Here is a 16,727-nt window from a genome sequence, read left to right as displayed (position 1 = left end):
TCTTCAGGACATCTTTTTTATGGATAGAACATTTGATAAAAAAAACACCAAGTGAACTGGTGCTTATAATCTTATATAGCTTTAAGAGGTGCTTTTGTATGACCGATGAATAAATCTAGTTGGTGTCGGAAGGTGGATGTGAACCAAATGGTAATACGTCCTGTAAAGTAAGCCGCAAGAATCGTACCGATACCAATGGAAGATAAATTATGAAGAGTGAGTAATGAGAAGATCGCTACGCCAAGAGTCATAATCACTTCCACTTTGATACGGATTGCGCCAAACTCTTTACGTTTCATCGCTGCAATTACTCCAACGAAGCCTTCCATAGGCAATACTGTAAAATTAGAAGCAATCGTTAAGCTAGAACCAATTGCCATAATGAAACAAGCTAATAACACAGTTAATAACTGTAGGAATAGAGTATCAGGTTTAATGACTTCTAATAAGGGGGATACCATTTGAATGAATATAGAATATAGGAAGATCAATGCTAACTGTACTGCTTGAGTTTTCGATAGCTTTCTTATAAGTGCTGCCTCTAATATAAGTAAAATACCATTGGTTATAAAATTGAAAATAGCATAACTGCCAAAGGGAAACAAATAACTTAAAGTTAATGCAAGTGTACAACTTGGTGAGACACCTAAGTTTGCGTTGATGAATAAGTTTGAACCAATCGCTAATATAAATAATCCCATGACATATAAAATCAACTGATGTGAAAAGTTTGTATTCACTTTCATAATTATCACCCTCTCGTTATATCCCATTATAGAAATAGGAGTCTTTACAGTCAATTCCACATCTGATATAATATATTCCAGAATGGAATGAGTGATAATGGACATAAAACAGCTGGAGTACTTTGTGACAGTTTGCGAGAAGCAGAATTTTACAGAAGCTAGTTATCATTGTAATATTACGCAGAGCGGACTCTCAAAACAAATTAGGAAATTGGAAGAGGAACTTGGATACGTGTTGATTGAACGCAATACGAGGACTTTTCAGTTGAGCCGAGAGGGAAAGGTCCTATTGGAATATGCGAACGATATGTTGAAGTTACATAATGAATGTATACTACAACTACAACAAAGTAGTGAAATTAGAATTGGCAGTATGACTGTGCTCGCCCCTTATCATTTTGCGAAAATCATGGGAGATTTTCGATCTCTGTATCCCAATGTGAATTTATATATGGAAGAAGATAAAGCAGACGTAATAGTGGAACGTATAGCTTCTTATGACTTTGTGATTCTTCGTTCTTTTATGGTACACAATCCACAAAAGTATAATTTCATACCTTTATTTGATGACAGTTTATGCGCTGTTGTTTCCACAAAACACCCATTGGCAAAACGAAAGCAATTACGTTTATTAGATTTAAAAGAGGAATCTTTTGTGTTTCCAACCAAAGGTTCAGGAGGACATGAAGCATTTCATCTAGCTTGTGAACAGGCAGGTTTTACTCCAGATATCCATTATGAGTTCCCACAAGCAAATACCATCTTAAGCTTTGTGAAAGAAAACATGGGAGTTACTATTACATTTCAAAAAGTTGCGGATGAATTTATGAAAGATGGATTATGTAAAATCAATCTAGTAGATGAAATTCATTTTCCGATCGCCTTGATATACGCAAAAAACAAACAACTAAATCGCATACAAAAAGCATTGGTTGAGTTTATAAAAGAAAGAAACCTTGAAGAATAGGATTACCCTTCAAGGTTTTGTTTTTTGTCCTCAATAAATTGTTGGTATTTTAGAGATAAGATTTCAAATAAGAAGAACAAGATACTAGTGGATTCAATCATTTTGCTTTTGTTGTGATAGAGCATTTGTTGAGAAGGTTGGAAGAATATATTTACATTGCTTAAGGAAGCTAGGGAATTTTGTTGAAGCTTTGTAATCGATATAAACGCAATTCCTTTTAGCTTTAAAAATTTAGCGAATTGAATAATTTCCTTTGATTCACCACTAGTGGATACAACAATCACGATATCGTCCAATGACAGGTTTTGACTTAAAGCTTCATAATTTGGCGTTGAATCTAAAACACAAAGATAGATTCCTTCGGTACAGAATATCCTAGCGAGTTCTTTACATGCACTATATTGTACTTGTCCTGAACCAAAAAGATACACGCGTCTTGCCTTATACATCAATTCAAACATATCCGTAAAATCTTCATCTCTTAATTTCTGAACAGCCGCAATATGACGGTTGCATAATACATCCAAATTCTGAGATTGACTTTCTACTACTGGCTTTTTGTCTAAACTCATTTTAATGTGAACTTTTAATTCTGCAAATCCGCGAAATCCTAAACGTTGAGAAAAGCGAACGATACTGGCTTTAGAAAAATTCGTTGCTTTCGATAATTCATCAATACTACAAACAGAGCATTTTTCTTTATGTGTATTGATGTATTCTAAAATGATTAAATCATTATTACTTAAAGCGGAATAGTTCTTATTTATGATTTCATAGAATTCCATAGGCACACTCCTCATTTCTATCAATAAGACTGTTTTATGAAGTTGGTACGTTATGTATCAAATTACTTACCAAATTTTGTGTAAATTGTACCACCTTTTGTGACAAATCACAAGGTATGGAAATTCATTCTGAATGCTGGGCATCACACATATTAAAAAATATTTGTGCTATAGTTTGGATACGTTAATGAGGAGGAAATTGTATGAAAAGATATAACGTTGTAATTGTTGGTGGAGGAGGTTATCGTAATGCGGACTTATTAGCTATGCTTGCGGATAACAAAGATATGTTCCCATTGAAAAGAATCTGTCTGTATGATATTAAACAAGATCATCAAGATACTGTAGGTGCTTATGGGGAGATCATGATGAAGGAATATTATCCTGAACTAGAGGAATTTGTTTATACTACGGATGATAAAGTCGCTTTTCAAAATGTAGACTTCGCTTTGGTACAGATTCGCGCTGGTATGATCGAAATGCGTGAAAAGGATGAAAAAATTCCATTGTCTCATGGATGTGTAGGTCAAGAGACATGTGGTGCTGGTGGTATGGCTTATGGACTTCGTAGTGTACCTGAAATTGTTGATTTGATAAAAAGAATACGTAAATCATCACCAGAGGCATGGATTTTAAATTATTCCAATCCTGCTGCAATTGTAGCGGAAGCCACAAAACGTATCTTCCCAAATGATTTTCGAATTATGAACATTTGTGATATGCCAATCTCAATCATGGATCAATACGGAAAACTATTAGGATGTGAACGTCATGATTTTGAACCACGTTACTTTGGGTTGAATCATTTTGGTTGGTTTACACATGTATACGATGCGAAAACAGGAGTGGATCGTATGGATGAAATCAAAGAAAAACTACTTCATGGTCATGTTTTTGAAAAAGGTGGAAAAGATGAACATCTATGGGATAAATCTTGGGTAGAAACATATAACTTTATGAGCAATATGGTGCGTGACTTCCCAGAATATTTACCGAATACATATTTGAAATATTACTTATATCCAAAACATGTAGTAGAAACAAGTGATCCTAATTATACACGTGCAAATGAAGTAATGGATGGAAAATCAAAGAGAACGTATGCCATGATGAAAGAAGTTATCAAACTAGGTAAATTAAAGGGCACACCTTATGAAATTAAGCCAGGACGTGGTGTACATGCACGATATATTGTAGAATTGGCTTCTTGTATTGCGAATAATAAAAACGATATCTTCTTAATCATCGTAAAAAACAATGGAACAATTTCAAACTTAGATAGTGAAATGATGGTAGAGGTGGCATGTCGTGTAGGCGCTCATGGTGCACAACCATTAGCAATGGAACCAATTAAAACATTCTATAAGGGTATGATTGAAGGACAGTATGCCTATGAAAAGCTTACTGTGGATGGTTTCTTCGAACAAGATAAGCAATTATTGTTAGAGGCACTTGTATTAAATCGTACGGTTATTGATACCGATACAGCAAAAGCAATTTTGTCTGATTTAATTGATGCAAATAAAGACTATTGGGGTGCAGTCTTTAAAGACCAATAAAAGAATTGAGGAAAAATTATGAAATTTTCATTCGGAAGAAAAAAAGATAAAGAAGAGATTCAAAGTCCATATCAAGGATATTTACTTCCACTTGAGGAAGTGGATGATGAAATGTTTGCCAATAAAGTTATGGGGGATGGATTTGCGGTAGAACCAACTGATGGAAAGGTTTATGCACCTGTAAATGGAACTATTTGTGTATGTTTTCCTACAGGACATGCGATTGGTATTTCCATGGAGAATGGGGTAGAAATCCTATTGCATCAAGGTATCGATACAGTAGAATTGGATGGAGAAGGATTTCAGCTACACATTCAAGAGGGAGATATTGTCAAACAAGGACAACTCCTTTGTACAATGGATTTAGATTTGATTAAAAAAAGAGGAAAACAGACAACAAGTATGTTTGTGGTAACCTCCGGAAATACCATAGAGGTAACAAAGCTTCACCAAAATGTTTCTTATCACGAAAGTGGTATTATCACTATTCATGAAAACTAGAGCAGAGATGCTCTTTTTTTATAGTTTTAAACTATGGATTTAGCACTTTTTCTATACTGTATTTATAGATTTTGGATGATATAATGGGAAAAACAGGAGGACATACTATGAAATTAGATGATTTGGTAATCACCTATTATGATAATTTGAATGATACAGATATCGAAATATGGAATTATATTGTAAATCACAAACTTGAATGTACCAAGATGTCGATCGAAGAATTAGCAAAATTATGCATGGTATCTAGAATGACCATCTTAAGATTCACAAAGAAGATTTCCTTGGATGGATATAGTGATTTAAAATTTCTTTTAAAAGAAGAGTTCCGCAATCAAAAACAATGGAGTAAGGAAGAAATTGATAACACATGTGAACAACATGTACATACGATTCATCTATTAAAGACGATGGATTTACGTTCCATTTGCCAAATGCTGTTTCAAGCAAATCGCTGTTTTGTATATGGAACAGGATTTTTAGTAAAGAGTAGTATGCAGATTTTAAAAGAGGAAATGTTTAAAACGAATGTTGTGTTTAATTTGTTACAGGGGAATGGAGAGATGCGTACATATCTTGAAAATATCGAAAAGAATGATGTTATGGTGCTCTTTTCCATTAGTGGTGAAAATGAACAAGTCATAGAATATAGTAAACAACTGAAAGAAAAAGGAGTAAAGCTAATTGTCTTCTGTCCTTTTAAGGATTCTACTTTAGGAAAGTATGCGGATGCATTTTTGAACTTTTCACCTTTTATGACAAAAGAAAATGCGAAATCTTTACATATGTATCCAATTAGTATGTTAATTTTTTCAATAGAACTTTTGTATTATGAGTATTGTTTATACCTTCAAGAACAATTCGTAGACAATGTATAAAATCTTCTTATGAAGGTTTTTTATTATATACAAAATGCAGTATTTATCAGTGTTATCAAAGGCTGGAAAAAGTTTCTCATAATGTGATGAATAACATTACATGTAAATAAAATCTATGTATTGGTAAACGATTGTAAGCGCTAAAGGGAATGCTTATAATGAAGAAGTCATCAAGAAACGGCCGTTGATGCGTATAAAAAATAAGAGGAGATGAATATAGTATGATGCAAAAAATCCAAAGATTTGGTGGTGCCATGTTTACGCCGGTACTACTCTTCGCTTTCTCGGGGATTATGGTGGGATTAGGTACAATTTTCCAAAATGAATTAATTATGGGTAGTATTGCTTCTCCAGATACCATGTGGTATCAATGCTGGTATGTATTAAGAGAAGCAGCTTGGACAGTATTTCGACAAGTACCAATGCTGTTTGTTGTAGGACTTCCTATTGGATTAGCTAAGAAGCAACAAGGACGTGCTTGTTTAGAGGCATTGGTTCTTTACATAACATTTAACTATGCGATGGCAGCAATGCTTACTAACTGGGGTTCTGTATTTGGTATCGATTATGCACTTGAAGCAGGCAATGGTACAGGATTAGCTATGGTCGCAAGTATCAAAACATTAGATACAGGAATGATTGGTGCACTTGTGATTTCTGGTGTAACTGTTTGGATTCATAATCGTTACTTTGATACACCACTTCCGGATTGGTTAGGATCTTTCAAAGGAAGCTCCTTCGTATGTGTATTAGGTTACTTTGCAATGATTATATTAGCTGGATTATTCTTAGTTGTATGGCCAAGAGTACAGGAAGCAATGATGAGTTTACAGACATTCTTCCAAAGCAGTGGAGCTGTGGGTATATGGGTATATAGTTTCTTAGAACGTATCTTAATTCCTACTGGTTTACATCATTTCATTTATACTCCATTTGTTTATGATTCAGCAGTCGTAGCTGGTGGTATCAAAGTTGCTTGGGCAGAAAGTTTAACAGAACTTGCGAAATCAAGTGATTCCTTAATCTCTTTATTCCCAGGTGGTGGGTTCTCCTTATATGGTTGGCCTAAAATGTTCGCATCCATTGGTATTGGTGCAGCGTTCTATGCAACAGCAAAACCTGCGAAAAAGAAAGCAGTTATTAGTTTAATGGTTCCTGTTTGTTTAACCGCAATCTTATGTGGTATCACTGAACCAATTGAATTTACATTCTTATTCGTAGCTCCGGTACTATTCTTTGTACATGCATTATTATCTGCATCACTATGTACTGTTCTATATTTAATTGGTTTATCAGGGGACTTTACAAGCGGGTTAATTCAAAACTCTGCGTTGAACTTTATACCATTATGGTCAAGTCATGGATCTCAGTATTTACTAGCATTTGCAATTGCGATCGTATTCGTTGTAATTTGGTTCTTTGTCTTCAGTTTCATGATTGTGAAAATGAACTTACCAACACCAGGAAGAGAAGAAGATGATAGCGAAGTAAAATTGGTAAGTAAAGCAGAATATAAAGCTTCAAAAGCATTAGATGATACGTCTAATGATCCAAAAGATAGCATTGAAGTTGCTGGTGGAAATACACAAAAAGCAACAGGTTATCTTGTGGCATTAGGTGGAAAAGAAAATATCCTAGATGTTACAAACTGTGCAACGAGACTTCGTGTAAATGTGAAAGATGCAAGTCTAATACAACCTTTAGAAACTTTTAAAAAGTTTGGAGCACATGGACTTGTAGTAAAAGGCAATGCAATTCAAGTAATTGTTGGATTGGGTGTTCCATCTGTACGAGAAGAATTTGAAAAACTATTAAATGATTAGGAGGAATTATATATGAAAGAATCATCCATTTGTATAGCTGGAGGCGGTAGTACCTATACTCCAGGGATTGTATTGATGTTGATGGAAAGTCGTGATCGCTTTCCAATTCGTCAAATTAAATTATATGATGATAATGCAAATCGTCAAAGTAAATTAGCGGAAGCTTTGGATGTTTTAATGAAAGAGCGTTATCCAGATGTAGCATTCTCTTGGACAACAGATCCTAAAGAAGCATTTACAGATATCGATTTCTGTATGGCACATATTCGTGTAGGTTTATACGAAATGCGTGAAAAAGATGAAAAGATACCATTGAAACATGGGTGTGTAGGGCAAGAAACATGTGGACCTGGTGGATTAGCATATGGGCTTCGTTCTATTGGACCAGTCATTCAATTGATTGATTATATGGAAACATATAGTCCAAATGCATGGATGTTAAATTATTCTAATCCAGCTGCGATTGTAGCGGAAGCAACCAATCGTCTTCGTCCAAACTCTAAAATTTTAAACATTTGTGATATGCCAGTGGGAATTGAAAGAGCATATGCATCAATCCTTGGTTTAGATAGTAGAAAAGATATGGATGTACGCTATTATGGATTAAATCACTTTGGTTGGTGGACAAGTATTAAAGATAAAAAAGGCAATGATTTAATGCCTACATTAAAAGCGCATGCAAAGACACAAGGCTACTCTTCTAATTCAGGTGATTTCCAACATAAAGATCCATCTTGGCAAGATACTTATACAAAAGTAAAAGATTTCTATGCTTTAGATGAAGATTCTTTACCAAGTACTTATTTAAAGTATTACTTATGCCAAGATTATGTAGTACAACATTCGAATCCAGAATACACAAGAGCAAATGAAGTTATGGATGGAAGAGAAAAAAGAGTATTTAAAGCTGCGAAAGATATCGTTGAAAAACAAACAGCAGAAAACTGTGGATTTGAGATTGATACACACGCATCCTTTATTGTAGATTTAGCTTGCGCTATCAAGTATAATACCAAAGAAAGAATGCTATTGATTGTTCCTAATAATGGAGCTATTGAAAACTTTGATCCTACCGCAATGGTAGAAGTACCTTGTCTTGTGGGAAGCGATGGACCAGAACCATTATCAATTGGTGTAATTCCAAGATTTCAAAAAGGATTGATGGAACAACAAGTTGCTGTTGAAAAATTATGTGTAGATGCATGGGAAGAACAATCTTACCAGAAAATGTGGCAAGCATTAACATTATCAAAAACAGTACCAAGCTGTGATGTAGCCAAAGCATTGCTGGATGATTTGATTGAAGCAAATAAAGCCTACTGGCCAGAACTTAAATAACAATGTAACGAAAGGAGAAGCATGAAGAAACCATAAGGATCATCATGCAAATAAGAATATGTTCACAAACAAACTAAAAATGATTTTCAATTTTGACGGGTTAAAACTTACACAGTATGCGTTCTTAGTAATTGCGACAATTATCTTAGTAGTCGTATTTGGAATATATCCATCTAATTTTGAATCTGTATTTAAAAACCCTGTTTTGACAGTTCAGATTTTATTGGTGTTATCTTATCCATTCTGCTATCTCCTTTTGAAATCTATTCGCAAGAATTTAATAGATGCTAAAAATGAGCAAATCCTTCCTTTATGGATTATCCTGATTTGCCAAGTATCATCTTTAAATATTGTATGTAGTTTCCTACTTATTTATGGAATCTATCAAACTTATGGAAGCCAGTTTTTATCTTTTAAGAATATTCGTCTAACAAAAACAAACAAAAGCTTTGTTATTAGTTTGATTCCAATCGTATTATTGTATGCAATTATACTATTTGTTAGAATCCGTTTAGGTATGCTTGGTTAAGGTTAGTAAAAAAAGGAATGAAGAAAGGACGCAATTCTTATGATATAAGAGCGTTCTTTTTTTGTATGTTTATTCAAATTATATCTAATAAGTATTTGACATATATCTAACTATACTGTATATTGAATATGGAGGTAGACGTATATGAAACAACTATTAGATAAATATATAACATTAAAAACACAAAAACAATATTTGAAAATCATCCTTGCCAATAGTATCAATCGCTTTGGGGACTCCATTGATGCGATTGCGTTTACTTGGTTAGTATATGAAGTAACACAGAGTGCTACATGGAGTACGGTTATTTTTGGTATGAACATGTTGCCAACAATCCTACTACAACCTTTTACGGGTGCCCTTGTGGAAAATATGCGCAAGAGAAATATTATGATTATTTGTGATATAGCACGAGGAGTATCCGTTTCTATCATTGCGATTAGCTATCTTGCAGGAAATCTAACACCCTGGATGATTCTTGCGGTGACCTTATTAGACTCTACTTTTGAAACATTTCGTATTCCTGCTGGAATTTCAATTGTCCCTAAGTTGTTGGATGAAGAACATTATGAAGTAGGAACGGCATTGAATTCTACATTTTCAAGAGCGATGGAATTGATAGGGACAGGGTGTGCAGGCTTCATAATTGGTATCTTTGGTATCTCAACAGCCATATTCATCGATGCGATTACTTTTATAGGAAGTGCAATTGTAATTGGATTTATTCGCTATAACGAAACCATTACAAAAGAAAAGTTATCGTTGAAATCCTATACCACAACCTTAAAAGAAGGTGTACATTATATGAAATGTAGACAAGCTGTTCTAGTATTATGTTTGATTGGTGCGCTCTTGAATGCAGTTGTGATTCCGATCAACTCCTTACTACCTGTATTTATTGATTCCATTATGAAAAGTGGAAGTGAAATGTTATCTATGTTGTCTGTAGGAATGACTGTTGGATCTATCATCGGTAGTTTCTTGTACCCAGTTCTAACAAATCACATTACAAAACGTAGACTACTACTAGCAACTATTGTGTTTGTTGGATTCTTCTATATCCTAATCGTATATATTCCAAACGTAATTCCTCAAAAGTTTATAAGCGATGCGTTGATTGTAGGTATGTTTACTATTTTAGGATTGTTGAGTGCGGCAGTTTCTACGTTCGTGGCAGTCTTTCTGATGCAACGTGTGGATCCCAATTATATGGCAAGAGTCGGGGCAGTGTTTAATGCATTTGTGACCTTAACCATACCTATAGGTTCCTTACTAATTAGTGTGTTGTTACAGATGACTTCTTTTGTGACCATATTCCTTGGATTTGGTATTCTATCCATCTTCCTATATCTAATATTACGAAAGCGAGAAATTTTCTTTATGCTTGATGAAAACCCAAGCAAAGAAGAATAGGTGTGTTATAATATCCTTAACGTAGGAAAGAGTAATGGTGGTAATATGAAGGCAATATATAAAAAAAACGTAGACTTCATTCGAGAAGCGAATTTATTCTTGCGCAGATACTGCGAGGATGATAATTTTACAGAAATGAAAGAACACCTAAAAAAGAAAACAAGTTACACCAAAGAAATAGAACACATCATCAATGAAATGGGTGTTGTATATAATGAAATTTTGGATGAAATGGAGAATTCTTTAAAAGAAGAGATACATGAACACGAATTTTATTTCAAATCCTATGTAGAGGATGAAGATAGTTTAGATGCGACAATTGCGGATTGCATGAGCTTTGAAGCTTGGAGTATGGATGAAGAAAATGTGTCTTTATATCATAATCGCATCAAAGAGAGTTTTCATAAAAATCCTTCTTGTTTTATTGATTGCGTTATAGTAAGCAATGAATTGGATGCACAATATAGCGATGAAGAAGTTCTTCGTTTATTAGATGAATCTGACTTAAAAGATGAAATCAAATGGAAAGTGTACCAAATATATCTTAACTTTGATCAACATTTGGATATTGTAATGGGGATTCTAGAAAAAGTGATACCTATTATGAAACGTGTATATAAAAACCATGAGAATGCATTCGAGGTATTTCATTCCTATTGGAGTGAAGTTTGTGAAAGCGGAAGATTTATGGAAGCTTTACAAATTCATGTAAAATTTGAATTAGAAGAGGATGTAGCTTTATGGGTGAAACCATCCTGGATGGGATGTAATGGACTTCGTTTAATGGCTCTCAATGAAAAAGATAAACTCCATATTTTGATTGGGTTAATGTTTACAGATCATAGCTTTATTGGAAACGAAGAAGTTTCTATGGAAGATGCATGTGCACGAATCAAACTGTTAAGTGATCCAAGCAAGTATGAAATCTTGAAGCTCATTAAAAATGAGGGTTTATATGGTTCCCAACTTGCGGAGAAATTGAAACTGACAACGGCAACCATTTCACATCATGTAAGTGCTCTTAGCAATGCCTCCTTAATTGCATATGAAAAAGATTCCAATCGTGTATACTATCGTAGTAATAAGGAACAAATTGGATATCTATTAGATCAAATGCGTAGTGATTTATACGATGATTAGCTGCTTATAAATGGCAGCTTTTTTTATGTCAAATACGTAGTGAATATGTTACAATAGGAAACTGTAGGTGATAAAATGAAAAACATGACAGAGGGAAATACAACAAAACTCATATTGGCATTTGCCATTCCAGTACTATTAGGGAATATATTTCAACAGTTTTATAATATGGCAGATACTATGATGGTAGGGCAAATATTAGGAGTTAAAGCTCTTGCGGCTATGGGAGCGGGTGCTTCTTTATCGGGACTAGTGATTGGATTGGTAAGTGGAGTATCTATGGGTGTATCCATTATGATTGCACAATATTATGGGGCAAAAGATGAAAAGGGAATGAAGATGGCAGTGGCTGGATGCATACGTTTATGTACCATCATTGTATGTATTATCGTATTTGTTGCCCTACTTGTGAAACGTCCAGTTTTGCAGCTGCTACAGACACCTGCTTCCATTATCGATATGACAGATACTTATTTAACGATTATCATCGTTGGTTTATTTGTGACTATGGCATATAATGCAATGGCAAGTATGTTGCGTTCTATAGGAGACAGTAAAACTCCTTTGTACTTTTTAATTGTAGCGTCTTTAACAAATGTGCTTTTGGATTATATCTTTATTGCATATTTCCATTGGGGTATTGCAGGTGCAGGGTATGCAACAGTAATTTCACAAGTATTATCTGTTGTCCTTTGTTTCTTTTATATGAAAAAGAAATATCCAATGTTTATTCTACATAGAGGAGAATATTACGTAGAAAAAGATATTTTAAATAAACAGTTATCCATGGGGATTTCCATGGGTCTTATGAATTCTATTGTATCCGTTGGTTCTGTTGTTTTACAAAGTGCGGTGAATGGATTAGGTGAGATTACAATAGCGGCACATACGGCAGCACGAAAAGTCGCAGAAATGTTTATGCAACCACTTATAAGTATTGCGATTGCGGATACGACCTTTGTATCTCAAAACCTAGGAGCTAAAAAGTATCATAGAATTCGAGAAGGATTAAAACATAGTGTTTGGATCAGTTTTATTTGGGTTTTATTTGTAATACTGATTTCCTTTTTTGGAGTTGATAAAATTATAGGGCTATTGGTTTCTTCTACAGAAACAAAGGTGGTTTCATTGGCAACGTATTATTGTCGTGTTTCTGCAGGGTTCTATTTTGTGTTAGCAATCTTATTTATCTATCGTAATTCCTTACAGGGAATGGGAAATGGTAGAATTCCGATCATATCAAGTATTATAGAAATGGTTGTTAAAGTAGTGGCGACCTTTGCGTTGATTCCTTATACTGGATATACGGGAGTATGTTTGGCAGAACCTATCGCATGGTCACTCATGGCACCTGTTCTCTTCATTTTCTTTTATAAAGATATAAAAGAACGTGAACGATGGGAAGTAGCGAGTAAATAAAATATGGTATACTATTTAGTGTACAAGGAGTTGGTAAAATGAAAGATTATTTAGTAAAAGCATTGACCTGTGAAGAACGGGTAAGAGTATATATATGTAGTACTACAGCACTTGTGGAAGAAGCAAGACAACGATTTGATTTGTATCCTACTTCTGCCGCAGCACTAGGAAGAGTGTTGAGTGTTGGCTCTATGATGGGAAGCATGTTGAAAAGTGATAAAGAACAATTAACAATTAAAATCAATGGTGGTGGACCTATTGGTACGGTTTTAGTGGATGCTTATAGTGATGGACATGTACGTGGATTTGTGAGTGATCCCCACATTCTACTACAATATAACGACACTGGAAAACTAGCAGTTGGAATGGCTGTAGGTAATCAAGGAACCTTAGAAGTCATCAAAGACTTACATATGAAAGAAAACTGGGGTGGAACAGTTGCGATTCAATCAGGTGAAATTGGAGATGATTTTGCCTATTACTTTACCGCAAGTGAACAAACACCTTCTGCTGTTTCGGTAGGTGTATTGGTAAATACAGACGGTAGTATTATCGCCGCAGGTGGTTTGATTATTCAAATGATGCCAGATGCTGATGAAGAAGATATTGCGAAAGTCGAACAAGTCGTACAACATATGAAACATATCTCTACGTATATTCAAGAATACGAATCATTAGAAGATATCTTAAAAGATCTTTTCCAAGAAGATTTGAAGATTTTGAGTACACAAGATGTTTGTTTCAAGTGTGATTGTGATAAAGCAAAAATGAAACGCGTGATTACAACCTTATCAAAAGAAGAACGCACGGCTATGATAGAAGAAGATCATGGTTGTGAAATTACATGTAATTTCTGTAATGAACGTTACCAATTTAGTGAAGAAGAATTACGTGACTTAGAAAGGTTTCTTGAAAAGTATGCCAAAGAATAGTTGGAAGATAGGGCCTATAGAAATACCTAACCAGGTTGTTATTGCGCCGATGGCAGGAATATCCAATCCTGCTTTTCGTGTAATATGTAAAGAATTTGGGGCAGGATTAATTTACACAGAAATGGTAAGTGATAAGGCACTCTATTATGATAATGAGAAAACAATAGGTATGACCAATGTAGAAGAGAGTGAACATCCTCTCACGATGCAGATTTTTGGACATGATATCGAAACGATGGTATTTGCGGCAAAACTATTAGATCAGAAAACAGACTGTGATATTATTGATATCAATATGGGGTGTCCAGTCACAAAAATTATAAAGTCAAATGCAGGGAGTGCATTGATGAAAGATATTGAGCATGCCATTGCGATGACAAAGGCCGTTGTAGAGAGCGTTTCTAAGCCAGTTACTGTAAAGATGAGGATTGGTTGGGATATGGATCAAATCAATTGTGTAGAGCTTGCGAAAGGCTTAGAGGCTGTAGGCGTTGCGGGTATCGCAGTTCATGGAAGAACTCGAAAACAAATGTATGAAGGACATGCGGATTGGTCCTATATCAAACTCGTAAAAGATGCGGTTAAAATTCCAGTTATGGGAAATGGCGATATACGTAGTGGAGAAGATGCAAAACGAATGCTTGAAGAAACTGGGTGTGATGCTGTCATGGTTGGTAGAGGAGTGCTTGGTGATCCTTGGTTGATTAAGGATATTGCGACTTATTTAGAAACTGGAAAGCATATGGAGCCAGTTACTTTACAAGAAAAATTCACAATGGCACGATTACACGCAAAACGTTTATGTGACCTAAAAGGAGAAATCGTAGGGATTCGAGAAATGCGAGGACATGCGGCATGGTATGTAAAAGGATTGCCAAAAAGCCATCGATTAAAAGATGAACTAACAAAAATGGATACATATGAACAATTAGAACAAATTTTAGATCGATATGAAGCAGAGTATCATACATATGTAGAGAGCAGAAAAGATACCATCTAAATTATTAATTTGAAATATTTTAGTTTAAGAAAATATGTAAATAAAAATCAGTGAGGGTTTTAAACCTTCACTGATTTATTTTTTTAGAAATTTCTTCCTAGTGCATCAGCAGCCATGATTGCTGCATATACATCTTCAGGATTAACTTCAAAAGGCATATTGTGTAAAGTATCATCTGGAGAACAAGCAAGTTTCGCAACTTCCATAATCTCTTCACTTCGAATTTCTTTAATTCCTAAATCGGTAAGGGTTGTTGGTAATCCAACATCTTTACAGAAGAACAATACTTCTTCGATTTCTTCAGTCGGAGCATTTTCCAATACAAGTTGTACTAACGTTCCAAAGGCAACTTTTTCTCCGTGATACAATGCATGTGTTGCCTCAATCGCAGTCAAGCCATTATGAATAGCATGAGCTCCCGCAAGACCACCACTTTCAAATCCAATACCAGATAAGTATGTATTCGCCTCAATGATATTCTCTACGGCTTTGGTGCATACTTTTTCATTTACCGCTAACATTGCAGTGACTCCATTTTCTAATAATGTTTCATAACATAGTTCAGCGAGTGCCATCGCTGCTAATGTAGTATTTCCACCAACACAATTCTTGGCGTTAGATTGTTTACAAGCTCTTGCCTCAAAGTAAGTTGCAAGTGCATCTCCCATACCAGAAACCAGCAATCTAGCAGGTGCTTTACTAACAATATCCGTATCTACTAAAACAATATTAGGACTAGATGGTAAGAATAAATATTTCTCAAACACACCCTCATCCGTATAGATAACAGAGAGTGCACTACATGGAGCATCCGTGGATGCAATGGTAGGTACAATCACAACAGGCTTATGTAAGAAATGCGCAATTGCTTTTGCGGTATCATGAATCTTACCTCCACCAATTCCTACGATGGTATCGCAACTCGTATCTTTGCATAAAGCCATTAAGCGTTCAATTTCATGCATACTACATTCTCCATGAAACACTTCATAAGTAACTGTAGAGTCACTGTGATTTGCACTTTCGCTGATTGCTTCCTCAACACGCTTTCTGCCAGTTGCACTTGTTAGAACAAACAAATGTTTTCCAATATTCTCTGTATGTTGACATAAATGATATAACTCTTTTCTTCCCTGCACATAACGTGTAGGACTTCCAATAATAGTAGCCATAAATGACCTCCTTTTTCTGTTGTCTCCATTATAACATTTTAGAAACTTTATCCAAGGTGAATCTTTTCATAACTTAAGTTTTATTGTCAACCGTTTTTGAAAATGTCTCAAAAATAGTTAAACATTAGTACAGTCATTACGATGCTTCATCGTTAGTAAATAATTTTGAAACGAAGCATGTTTCCATGGATGACTCATCGGTGGAATATATTGCTTCTTTTCTTTTTTTACTTCTTTAACTACTTCAAAATTTAATGAATATTTCTGATGTTCAGGTATTTCTTCTAATATGAATAATTGATCTAACACATTTGCGTACAAGTTTCCATTATAGGATTCAATCACTAAAGCAGTGCTACCTTTTTTAAAATAAACGGGAGTGTTGTTTTCGAGTAGAGTTCTATAACACTTGTTTTTATATTTAATAGAATGCCCACTATCTATTTTTCTTTCACTTTCTTTTTATCTATCACCCGTAAGATAATTTATATTTTTGTTCACAATATCTTGAGATGAGCTTTTGTT

The 16,727-nt window shown here is 34.7% G+C and carries 16 protein-coding genes; 12 read left to right on the top strand and 4 right to left on the bottom strand.

Features of this window, described 5'->3' with window-relative positions:
- Window positions 1–71 precede the first annotated feature (71 nt).
- The gene (locus tag ACWG0P_RS12575; RefSeq protein ID WP_455802006.1) at window positions 72–746 is read right to left on the bottom strand and encodes a YczE/YyaS/YitT family protein; all 675 of its coding nucleotides are present in this window, start codon (window positions 744–746) and stop codon (window positions 72–74) included.
- Between the two features lie 97 nt (window positions 747–843).
- On the opposite strand from ACWG0P_RS12575, the gene ACWG0P_RS12570 reads away from it, so the two are divergent.
- Window positions 844–1,713 (top strand): LysR family transcriptional regulator, encoded by an 870-nt coding sequence (locus ACWG0P_RS12570; protein ID WP_455802005.1) that lies wholly within the window; start codon window positions 844–846, stop codon window positions 1,711–1,713.
- 2 nt (window positions 1,714–1,715) lie between these two features.
- Here the strand turns inward: ACWG0P_RS12570 and ACWG0P_RS12565 are convergent, their stop codons facing one another.
- The gene (locus tag ACWG0P_RS12565) at window positions 1,716–2,498 is read right to left on the bottom strand and encodes a MurR/RpiR family transcriptional regulator (protein WP_455802004.1); all 783 of its coding nucleotides are present in this window, start codon (window positions 2,496–2,498) and stop codon (window positions 1,716–1,718) included.
- Window positions 2,499–2,701: 203 nt separating this feature from the next.
- Between ACWG0P_RS12565 and ACWG0P_RS12560 the strand changes: the two genes are divergently transcribed.
- The 11 genes from ACWG0P_RS12560 to dusB all read left to right on the top strand — a co-directional run bounded on the left by ACWG0P_RS12560 (window position 2,702) and on the right by dusB (window position 15,030).
- A complete protein-coding gene (locus ACWG0P_RS12560) occupies window positions 2,702–4,057 on the top strand; it encodes a family 4 glycosyl hydrolase (protein ID WP_455802003.1) in 1,356 nt (451 codons plus the stop codon).
- Window positions 4,058–4,075: 18 nt separating this feature from the next.
- On the top strand, window positions 4,076–4,558 hold the full coding sequence (locus ACWG0P_RS12555; protein ID WP_455802002.1) for a PTS sugar transporter subunit IIA: 483 nt from the start codon (window positions 4,076–4,078) through the stop codon (window positions 4,556–4,558).
- Window positions 4,559–4,665: 107 nt separating this feature from the next.
- Window positions 4,666–5,436, top strand: a complete 771-nt coding sequence (locus ACWG0P_RS12550) for a MurR/RpiR family transcriptional regulator (protein WP_455802001.1) — start codon at window positions 4,666–4,668, stop codon at window positions 5,434–5,436.
- Window positions 5,437–5,657: 221 nt separating this feature from the next.
- On the top strand, window positions 5,658–7,259 hold the full coding sequence (locus tag ACWG0P_RS12545; protein WP_455802000.1) for an alpha-glucoside-specific PTS transporter subunit IIBC: 1,602 nt from the start codon (window positions 5,658–5,660) through the stop codon (window positions 7,257–7,259).
- A 12-nt stretch (window positions 7,260–7,271) separates the two neighbouring features.
- On the top strand, window positions 7,272–8,597 hold the full coding sequence (locus tag ACWG0P_RS12540) for a 6-phospho-alpha-glucosidase (protein WP_455801999.1): 1,326 nt from the start codon (window positions 7,272–7,274) through the stop codon (window positions 8,595–8,597).
- Window positions 8,598–8,655: 58 nt separating this feature from the next.
- Window positions 8,656–9,126 (top strand): hypothetical protein, encoded by a 471-nt coding sequence (locus tag ACWG0P_RS12535; RefSeq protein WP_455801998.1) that lies wholly within the window; start codon window positions 8,656–8,658, stop codon window positions 9,124–9,126.
- 144 nt (window positions 9,127–9,270) lie between these two features.
- Window positions 9,271–10,539 carry an MFS transporter gene (locus tag ACWG0P_RS12530; RefSeq protein ID WP_455801997.1) on the top strand — a complete coding sequence of 423 codons (1,269 nt, stop codon included), beginning with the start codon at window positions 9,271–9,273 and terminating at the stop codon, window positions 10,537–10,539.
- Window positions 10,540–10,584: 45 nt separating this feature from the next.
- Window positions 10,585–11,679 carry an ArsR/SmtB family transcription factor gene (locus tag ACWG0P_RS12525; RefSeq protein ID WP_455801996.1) on the top strand — a complete coding sequence of 365 codons (1,095 nt, stop codon included), beginning with the start codon at window positions 10,585–10,587 and terminating at the stop codon, window positions 11,677–11,679.
- 75 nt (window positions 11,680–11,754) lie between these two features.
- The gene (locus ACWG0P_RS12520) at window positions 11,755–13,098 is read left to right on the top strand and encodes an MATE family efflux transporter (protein WP_455789989.1); all 1,344 of its coding nucleotides are present in this window, start codon (window positions 11,755–11,757) and stop codon (window positions 13,096–13,098) included.
- 38 nt (window positions 13,099–13,136) lie between these two features.
- A complete protein-coding gene (gene hslO, locus ACWG0P_RS12515; protein ID WP_455801995.1) occupies window positions 13,137–14,030 on the top strand; it encodes an Hsp33 family molecular chaperone HslO in 894 nt (297 codons plus the stop codon).
- Complete coding sequence (gene dusB / locus ACWG0P_RS12510; RefSeq protein WP_455801994.1) at window positions 14,017–15,030, top strand: tRNA dihydrouridine synthase DusB; 1,014 nt, start codon at window positions 14,017–14,019, stop codon at window positions 15,028–15,030. Before hslO ends, dusB begins: the two co-directional genes overlap by 14 nt.
- A gap of 83 nt (window positions 15,031–15,113) precedes the next feature.
- On the opposite strand, the gene ACWG0P_RS12505 is transcribed toward dusB, so the two are convergent.
- A complete protein-coding gene (locus ACWG0P_RS12505) occupies window positions 15,114–16,202 on the bottom strand; it encodes a glycerol dehydrogenase (protein WP_455801993.1) in 1,089 nt (362 codons plus the stop codon).
- A gap of 117 nt (window positions 16,203–16,319) precedes the next feature.
- The gene (locus tag ACWG0P_RS12500; RefSeq protein ID WP_455801992.1) at window positions 16,320–16,511 is read right to left on the bottom strand and encodes a hypothetical protein; all 192 of its coding nucleotides are present in this window, start codon (window positions 16,509–16,511) and stop codon (window positions 16,320–16,322) included.
- Window positions 16,512–16,727 lie beyond the last annotated feature (216 nt).

Source organism: Amedibacillus sp. YH-ame6 (assembly GCF_053848845.1).
This window is presented reverse-complemented; position numbering and strand designations above follow the sequence as displayed.

Bases quoted from the DNA above. Each gene is read 5' to 3' on its own strand.
- ACWG0P_RS12535 (WP_455801998.1), top strand. From the start codon at position 8,656: ATGTTCACAAACAAACTAAAAATGATTTTCAATTTTGACGGGTTAAAA.
- ACWG0P_RS12505 (WP_455801993.1), bottom strand. From the start codon at position 16,202: ATGGCTACTATTATTGGAAGTCCTACACGTTATGTGCAGGGAAGAAAA.
- ACWG0P_RS12555 (WP_455802002.1), top strand. From the start codon at position 4,076: ATGAAATTTTCATTCGGAAGAAAAAAAGATAAAGAAGAGATTCAAAGT.
- hslO (WP_455801995.1), top strand. From the start codon at position 13,137: ATGAAAGATTATTTAGTAAAAGCATTGACCTGTGAAGAACGGGTAAGA.
- ACWG0P_RS12560 (WP_455802003.1), top strand. From the start codon at position 2,702: ATGAAAAGATATAACGTTGTAATTGTTGGTGGAGGAGGTTATCGTAAT.
- ACWG0P_RS12550 (WP_455802001.1), top strand. From the start codon at position 4,666: ATGAAATTAGATGATTTGGTAATCACCTATTATGATAATTTGAATGAT.
- ACWG0P_RS12525 (WP_455801996.1), top strand. From the start codon at position 10,585: ATGAAGGCAATATATAAAAAAAACGTAGACTTCATTCGAGAAGCGAAT.
- ACWG0P_RS12565 (WP_455802004.1), bottom strand. From the start codon at position 2,498: ATGGAATTCTATGAAATCATAAATAAGAACTATTCCGCTTTAAGTAAT.
- ACWG0P_RS12520 (WP_455789989.1), top strand. From the start codon at position 11,755: ATGAAAAACATGACAGAGGGAAATACAACAAAACTCATATTGGCATTT.
- ACWG0P_RS12530 (WP_455801997.1), top strand. From the start codon at position 9,271: ATGAAACAACTATTAGATAAATATATAACATTAAAAACACAAAAACAA.
- dusB (WP_455801994.1), top strand. From the start codon at position 14,017: ATGCCAAAGAATAGTTGGAAGATAGGGCCTATAGAAATACCTAACCAG.
- ACWG0P_RS12540 (WP_455801999.1), top strand. From the start codon at position 7,272: ATGAAAGAATCATCCATTTGTATAGCTGGAGGCGGTAGTACCTATACT.
- ACWG0P_RS12570 (WP_455802005.1), top strand. From the start codon at position 844: ATGGACATAAAACAGCTGGAGTACTTTGTGACAGTTTGCGAGAAGCAG.
- ACWG0P_RS12575 (WP_455802006.1), bottom strand. From the start codon at position 746: ATGAAAGTGAATACAAACTTTTCACATCAGTTGATTTTATATGTCATG.
- ACWG0P_RS12545 (WP_455802000.1), top strand. From the start codon at position 5,658: ATGATGCAAAAAATCCAAAGATTTGGTGGTGCCATGTTTACGCCGGTA.